Below are 7,042 nucleotides of genomic sequence, written 5' to 3' on the forward strand. Positions count from 1 at the left end.
TCTTTAAAGTGTTCAGGTGACTATGATGCAGATCACAAACCGAGAGAAAGAAGATCACATAACGCCGATACTCAGACAAGCATTTCGTCCTCTGTTCTTGCTAGGCGCACTATTCAGTGCTGTGGCAATTCTGCTTTGGGGCTTTGCGCTGGCGGGGAAGGTGAGCTTGCCGGTGTACGGAAATATTATGTTCTGGCACAGCCATGAAATGATTTTCGGTTTTGTAGTTGCCATTGTGCTGGGCTTTTTGCTCACTGCAGTGCAGAACTGGACGGGACTGCGCGCGCCGCATGGTAATACCTTGCTAGTGGTGACGGTGCTATGGAGTGCGGCACGATTATTATTGTTGTTTGGTGAAAACTTGCCGTGGTGGCTTGTGGCGGCGGTGGACGTCAGTGTTCTGCCTGTTGCTGCATTCTTGTTTGGCATAATGGTGCTAAAAATTAACCAAACCAGAAACCTGTTTTTTGTCCCCATTCTGCTGTTATTAACGGTGTGTAATCTATTGATGCACTACGGGTTACATTTTGGTCATTACAACATCCAAGTACTGGGAGCTTATAACGCTGTATTCCTAGTGACGTTGCTAATGGCCATTATCGGCGGGCGTGTTCTGCCAATGTTTACGGCCAACGGCACCATGACAAAGAAAGTTCAGGCATTGCCCTGGCTGGATAAAATGGCGCTAGGCAGCTTATGGCTAATATTCGCGGTGCACTTTTTTAACCTGCATATGCGGTTGCCTAGTCAGGTTATGGTTGTGTTGTTCGCCTTTTGTGCCATCACAACAGCCGTCCGTGTTGTGCGTTGGAAAATTTGGATAACCTGGCGGGTGCCGCTGTTGTGGTCGCTGCATATTGCTTACTGGTTCATTCCCATCGGTTTAGCGTTATTTGCACTGCGCTATGCCGGTATTGAAATTACTCAGAGTGTAGCCATGCACGCACTGACCGCTGGCGCTATGGGTAACATGATTTTAAGCATGATAGCTCGGGTGTCGTTAGGGCATAGCGGACGCCCGCTTCAGACTAAACCTATTATGTGGGGCGCATTTTTATTGGTAGCTATTGCGGCAGTGACTCGCGTATTCCTTATTTGGTTTATGCCAGAACTGACTAGCCAGTGGTTAATGCTGAGTACGTTAGCCTGGGCTATTGCGTACAGCATTTACGTGGTCGTTTACTTCAAAGTATTGATCACGCCGCGAGCGGACGGTAACCCGGGCTAAGCGTTGGAGCAGTGAGAGCAGTTAGGGTGCTTTAGTAGATTCATCCGCTGCTATTCGCTGTGCAATACGTCAAAGAGTAACAATGATGAATAAAGCGGCTGATCTATGTTGGCCGCTATTTTTATGGCTCTACGGCTTGGATCGTACCAATAACGCCCATTAGCGGCGACAACACTCCGGCTTCGGTAGCTGCTCGCCAAAAAACTGACTTAAGCACCCATAACACGCGCTCTCATTTTGCATTGAAAAACTGGTTACTTGTCCTTCAACGCTAATGGCAGAACCCGATACCAAGGGCGTTTTGTGTAGCAGACAGGTTTTATTCACAGCGTTGCGTGTTTCCAAATTATCGCAGTAATCGACAACCAGGGTTTCAGCGCTGACTAATAGCTCCAGCGTGCCTTCCTCAACTCGCGTATTAATCGTTTGAATGCGTTTTTCGCTATTAAGCTATGCTAAGCGGTGCTTAACCGCTTCGACTTTTAATTCACCGATCCAGTGCTCTGAAAATCGTACCTGACGCTGAAGGTTGTGGCGGTCAATAGTATCGTCATTGACCAATGTCAGCTCAGTGGGCAGGGTTTTATTCATAACGACTTCTCTGACGGTGCAGGTACGGACTCAGGGCGACTGGCTAGCCAAGCACCCACAGTGACCAATACCACGCCGACAATTATCTTTAGCCAAACCGGCACTTGTGGCACGAATAACCATAAAATGGCGCAACCACTGGCCATTATCACCAGTGCAATGACTTTAGAGCGGCGCTTCACTACTCGGTTATCGCGCCAGGCCCGAATATCTGGTCCGTATTTTGGATGGTTGACCAACCAGGTTTCTAGGCGGGGCCAGCCTTTACTGGCCGCCCATAACGCGGCAATAAGAAACGGTACGGTGGGCATAACCGGCAGGGCAATGCCAATAACCCCCAGTAAAACAAAGAATGCGGCCAAAGAGCGCCATAGTATTTTCATTAAAAGCGCTCGGGTCATTACTTCATTCCTAATCGGGCGGCCATTTTATGTAAATTACTGGAGTCGAGCTTGAGCTCTTTAGCAGCTCTACTCCAACTGTCATCGTTACGCTTAAGTGCCGCTTCTATCATTTTACGCTGTGTATATTGTACCGCTTCTTTCATCGACAAACTCTGGGTCGGTAAGTTCGCGTCATTGCTTTGAGTACCCGAGTCTGCCACCGAAGGCAATCGCACGTCTAAGTCGAGCACTTTAGGCTCAATGCTGGCAATGTCATTTTTGTCGATGCCATGGCTCAATAGTTTAATGGCGGCCCGACTAATGACATGCTCCAGTTCGCGAACGTTACCTGGCCACTGATACTGTTGAATTGCCAACTCAGCTTCGGGCGACAAGCGAATGGCGCGCAAGCCTAGCCGAGCCCGGTTCAGCTCCAAAAAATGACCGGCCAGAATGGAAACATCGTCATCACGTTCACGTAGTGGTGGTATCGGCAGTGGATACACGGACAGGCGATGGTACAAGTCGGCACGGAAGGTTTCGTTACTGACTTGCTGTTTAAGGTTTCGATTGGTCGCGGCAATAATGCGTACATCCACTTTGCGGTATTTGTCTGAGCCGAGGCGTTGAATTTCACCGTTTTGCAGTACGCGTAGTAGTTTGGCTTGTATGGAAAGCGGTAACTCGCCAACTTCATCTAAAAACAGGGTGCCACCATTAGCCGCGTCGAAACGCCCGGATCGATCACTGCTTGCGCCGGAGAAAGCGCCTTTTACGTGACCAAAGAGTTCACTTTCCGCTAAGGACTCGGGTAATGCGGCACAGTTTACGTATATCAACGGCTTGCCGCTGCGTTGCGACAGTCGGTGTAATTCCCGCGCGAATAGTTCTTTACCGACCCCGGTTTCGCCCAGTAGCAATACGGGCAAATCGGCACCGGCTACGATCCGAAGCTCTTTTAAGACCGCATGAATGGCTTTGCTTTCACCAATAATTTCTGACTCATTGGCGTCGGAGGTACTGCTGTGTTCGACTGATTGCTTTTGCCCTTGCCGCAGTGCACGGACGTTCTGCTCTAACTGACCAATGCGAATGGCGGTTTCTACAAATAAGCTAAATTTTTGTAATTCAATAATAGAATCGTCAGTGAATGTCCCAGGCTCTAACGCGTCGAGTGTCAGTACGCCCCAGCATTTGCTTTCCAAATACAAACTAATGCCCATGCAGTCATGTACGGGCAATGCCTCGCCTGGTTGGTTAGCCATTAAACCATCGTACGGATCAGGAAGAGCTGAGTCATGTTCGAAACGAACGGCTGAACGTGACGATATTAGGACCGCTAAACGTGGATGCTGCGCTAACACAAAGCGACGGCCCAAAGCTTCGCGCACGAGTCCCTTGACGGCAATAGGTTGTAGTACTTCGTTCTCGAGTTTCAATAGTGCGACTGCGCCGCAGTTAAAATGACGTCGCAACGTACTGACGAGATTCTGCAGTCGTACAGCTGTAGGTTGCTCTGTTAACAAATCGGCTAAAACACTTTCTTGTAGCATAGTTAAATCCACTATATTGGTAAAAACTACCCTAATTGTTAGGGTTGATACTACCGTGGGGTTTCTGAATGTCAATAATTACAATTGGATAGAAGTTGGCGCACTTGTTGCACTGTTACTTAGGAATTCATGTTTCATCCGGGTGTAGTTCCTGGAGTTGCGGATTAAGTTAAGGAGTTTAGCATGAGTGATTTACAGCAAAGGTTGGCGGATAGCGAAGCCAAATGGCAACAAGCAACAGCGCAGGAATTAATCGAGCACATTTATTTACGTTTCCATCAACGCCATCGTGAGCAATTACCAGAACTTAAGCAACTGGCAATGAAAGTGGAAGACGTGCATGGTGACCACGAACTCGCACCACGCGGTTTAGCGGAGCATCTGGACGCTATGTTACAGGAATTGGAAAGTCATATGATGAAAGAAGAACAAATTCTTTTCCCAATGCTGTCGCGCGGTGTGTATCCAAGTGGTCCTATTTCTGTCATGGAAGAAGAACACGTGCAGCACGAAGCCGAGTTGGTGAAAATTAATCGGTTAACCAACAATCTGACACTACCGGAAGGCGCATGTGGTACTTGGACAGCTCTGTACAATGGTTTAAAAGAGTTACAGGATGATTTGCACGAGCATATTCACCTGGAGAACAACATACTTTTTGCTGAAAAACAGGCAGCAGCGTCAGAGCACGGTAAAAACTTCTGTTGTGGTTCGTGTCAGTAACTAATCTGAAGTGACAAGGGTCGAATGCAAATGCGAATATTCTGTATTTGATCCTGTTTTAAGCTATTTTAGCGCTTTCATTAGAGAAGGTGTTTAGGGATGTATTCTTGAATCTCGTACCATCCTTTCGACCCCGCAATCACCGCGCACAATGAAGCAAAAAGCAGGCCGAATAGCGGGTAGGTTATCTTGACACTCTAGTGATTATCATCAACGGCGCTGAAGTAGTCTTTACATGTATCGATGTCCACGGTATCTATCCCGAACCATTTTAGAATCGGCCTATATGACCACAGCCAGAAGTGATCGTTAAACCGATTCTTCTTTGGTTAAAAAATATTCGCGAACTCGCCTTGGATGCCATCACCTTGATGACTGCAGCTATGATCGCTCTTAATGAGACTAAAAAACGCAAAGACACCTTAATTTATCATGATATTCATTTAACCGAACAAGCTCAAAAGTGTAGGTCCTCGTTTCCGTACTCGGAGTCGAAATCAATAACAAAGAGGTTGAGATTGTCTTTCAACCGCAATATCGCTTGGCGTCGGGCTAGCTAACTGGCTTAGAAGGGTGAATATTTCTGCGGTTGAGTATAACCGAGAGAGTGCGATTCAGCGTATTGATTATTACTTGCAATTGAACCCAGAATTCGTGCGTTACTTATGCCTAGAAATAACCGAAACCGCGGCGCTATCGGTTTAATGTATAGCGTCAGTGCATAGTTGTTTTACCTCATCCTCTCTCCCTATATCTACTCGTTCCGAATTCTTCGTACAACCCATACAGAGCCTCCCGGCAATGTGATCAAAACCACAATGACTCGCTTGATGTAACCGGTTTTTGTGATCCTCGCCTTCAACTTTGAAACCGGTTACTGAAACCGGTTTCTTTTTTGGATAGATTAGGGCTATTGGTTAAGTAACTTGAATGTCAAGAGGTATGAAAATGGTAAAAATTCTTCTTTGTTGTGCAGCGGGAATGTCAACCAGCATGGTGGTCAAGAAAATGGAACAGGCGGCGAAGAGCCAAGGCATAGAAGCTGATATTCAAGCAGTTGGTTTGGATGAGTTTGAAAATATGCTTCCCAAGTTCGATATCTGCTTACTGGGACCACAAGTGAAATATAAAGAGGCAGATTTTTCCGCAAGCGCAGCTAAACAAGACAAAAAAGTAAAAGTCATTAACTCCATGGATTATGGAATGATGAATGGTGAAAAAATCCTCAACGATACGTTAGTAGAGCTAGGTTAGGGGGCTCATAATGACGACATTAACGGATAATGTGTTTGGGTTTATTGAGAATAGAGTAACGCCTGTTGCCGGTAAGGCAGCGTCTCAGCGCCATATTATGGCGATGAGAGATGGATTTATCTCTGCGATGCCATTTATGATTGTGGGCTCATTTCTACTCATATTTGCCTTCCCTCCGTTTGCAGCGGATTCAAACTGGGCCATTGCTCAAGTATGGTTGCAGCTTGCTGAGCGATATCAAGGGCAACTACTCACACCATTTAATATGACGATGGGCATTATGTCTGTCTATATCACCGCCGCCATCTCTTATAACTTGGCGCAAAGTTACAGTATGGAGCCATTCATGCCAGCGATGCTGTCGTTGATGTCCTTCCTATTGGTAGCTGCGCCACTGACTGAAGGAGGACTGCCTGCGGGATATTTAGGCGGTACAGGTATTTTTACGGCAATTCTTGTGTCTCTTTATAGTACAGAGCTGATGTATTTCCTCCAAAGGAAAAACATAGGCATCAAAATGCCTGAGCAAGTGCCTGGTAAAATCAAACAGTCTTTTGATTTGTTGATTCCGATACTACTGGTTGTACTGACTATATATCCTCTCAATTTATATATTGAAAGTCAGACCGGCATGATCATCCCTGAAGCTATCATGACGGCATTCAAACCTCTGGTCAGTGCTGCTGACTCGTTGCCAGCTATTCTTTTGGCCGTGCTACTTACACATGTATTGTGGTTTGCAGGCATTCATGGTGCTGCTATTGTCGGCGGTATGTTGCAAGCTTTTTGGCTCACCAACCTGTCTGCCAATCAAACTGCGCTTGCTGCTGGTGCTCAAATTCCTCATGTATTTGTAGAGGGTTTTTGGAGTTTCTTTATCGTGCTTGGCGGCTCTGGTGCGACATTAGGCCTGGTCTTTTTGTTTATGCGTAGCCGTGCTGCTCACCTAAAGACAATCGGGAAAATCAGTGTTGTACCTTCGCTCTTCAATATCAATGAGCCTGTGATATTTGGCACCCCTTTGATTATGAATCCCACCTTCTTTATTCCGTTTATTACAGCCCCACTGGTTAACGCCACGATTGCGTACTTTTGTGTCAAAACGGGAATTGTAGGTGCTGTGATTTCAGTGGTGCCTTGGACTGCACCTGCTCCGGTTGGCGCGGCACTGAGGAATCCCCTGATGATTTAGATAAAAATCATAAAGTTAAGGTAGATGCACATCCTGTTATGTGATCAAATGATTTCGCCAAAAAACAAGCAACCAGACAACAAGATGTGCGAACTCAATATATTACACGATTCTCTCT

Annotated in this window: 7 protein-coding genes and 2 pseudogenes; 5 read left to right on the forward strand and 4 right to left on the reverse strand. The window is 46.5% G+C overall.

What is annotated here, in order from left to right:
• Positions 1–25 precede the first annotated feature (25 nt).
• On the forward strand, positions 26–1,228 hold the full coding sequence (locus BZG79_RS09405) for an NnrS family protein (protein ID WP_021022542.1): 1,203 nt from the start codon (positions 26–28) through the stop codon (positions 1,226–1,228).
• A 159-nt stretch (positions 1,229–1,387) separates the two neighbouring features.
• Here BZG79_RS09405 and BZG79_RS16680 read toward each other — a convergent pair.
• From BZG79_RS16680 to norR, 3 genes and pseudogenes are all read right to left on the reverse strand, one after another.
• Positions 1,388–1,819 (reverse strand): annotated as a pseudogene (locus BZG79_RS16680) (ThiF family adenylyltransferase).
• Positions 1,816–2,220, reverse strand: coding sequence for a YbaN family protein (locus BZG79_RS09420; RefSeq protein ID WP_021022540.1), 405 nt, complete (start codon positions 2,218–2,220; stop codon positions 1,816–1,818). Before BZG79_RS09420 ends, BZG79_RS16680 begins: the two are co-directional and overlap by 4 nt.
• Positions 2,220–3,755, reverse strand: a complete 1,536-nt coding sequence (gene norR / locus BZG79_RS09425) for a nitric oxide reductase transcriptional regulator NorR (protein WP_077661462.1) — start codon at positions 3,753–3,755, stop codon at positions 2,220–2,222. Before norR ends, BZG79_RS09420 begins: the two co-directional genes overlap by 1 nt.
• A gap of 183 nt (positions 3,756–3,938) precedes the next feature.
• Here norR and BZG79_RS09430 point away from each other — a divergent pair, with 183 nt between their 5' ends.
• Positions 3,939–4,478, forward strand: coding sequence for a hemerythrin domain-containing protein (locus BZG79_RS09430; RefSeq protein ID WP_077679709.1), 540 nt, complete (start codon positions 3,939–3,941; stop codon positions 4,476–4,478).
• A gap of 98 nt (positions 4,479–4,576) precedes the next feature.
• Here the strand turns inward: BZG79_RS09430 and BZG79_RS16685 are convergent.
• A pseudogene (locus BZG79_RS16685) lies at positions 4,577–4,729 on the reverse strand (transposase family protein); the annotation flags it as partial.
• 322 nt (positions 4,730–5,051) lie between these two features.
• On the opposite strand from BZG79_RS16685, the gene BZG79_RS16900 reads away from it, so the two are divergent.
• From BZG79_RS16900 to BZG79_RS09440, 3 genes are all read left to right on the forward strand, one after another.
• Positions 5,052–5,183 carry a hypothetical protein gene (locus BZG79_RS16900; RefSeq protein ID WP_277919231.1) on the forward strand — a complete coding sequence of 44 codons (132 nt, stop codon included), beginning with the start codon at positions 5,052–5,054 and terminating at the stop codon, positions 5,181–5,183.
• A 243-nt stretch (positions 5,184–5,426) separates the two neighbouring features.
• On the forward strand, positions 5,427–5,732 hold the full coding sequence (locus tag BZG79_RS09435) for a PTS sugar transporter subunit IIB (protein WP_021022536.1): 306 nt from the start codon (positions 5,427–5,429) through the stop codon (positions 5,730–5,732).
• A gap of 10 nt (positions 5,733–5,742) precedes the next feature.
• Complete coding sequence (locus tag BZG79_RS09440) at positions 5,743–6,924, forward strand: PTS transporter subunit EIIC (RefSeq protein WP_077774254.1); 1,182 nt, start codon at positions 5,743–5,745, stop codon at positions 6,922–6,924.
• Positions 6,925–7,042 lie beyond the last annotated feature (118 nt).

It is taken from the genome of Salinivibrio sp. MA427, assembly GCF_001996115.1.
Taxonomy (GTDB): domain Bacteria; phylum Pseudomonadota; class Gammaproteobacteria; order Enterobacterales; family Vibrionaceae; genus Salinivibrio; species Salinivibrio costicola.

Coding starts and splice junctions, on each gene's coding strand:
- BZG79_RS09435 (WP_021022536.1), top strand. CDS start 5,427: ATGGTAAAAATTCTTCTTTGTTGTGCAGCGGGAATGTCAACCAGCATG.
- BZG79_RS09405 (WP_021022542.1), top strand. CDS start 26: ATGCAGATCACAAACCGAGAGAAAGAAGATCACATAACGCCGATACTC.
- norR (WP_077661462.1), bottom strand. CDS start 3,755: ATGCTACAAGAAAGTGTTTTAGCCGATTTGTTAACAGAGCAACCTACA.
- BZG79_RS09440 (WP_077774254.1), top strand. CDS start 5,743: ATGACGACATTAACGGATAATGTGTTTGGGTTTATTGAGAATAGAGTA.
- BZG79_RS09430 (WP_077679709.1), top strand. CDS start 3,939: ATGAGTGATTTACAGCAAAGGTTGGCGGATAGCGAAGCCAAATGGCAA.
- BZG79_RS09420 (WP_021022540.1), bottom strand. CDS start 2,220: ATGACCCGAGCGCTTTTAATGAAAATACTATGGCGCTCTTTGGCCGCA.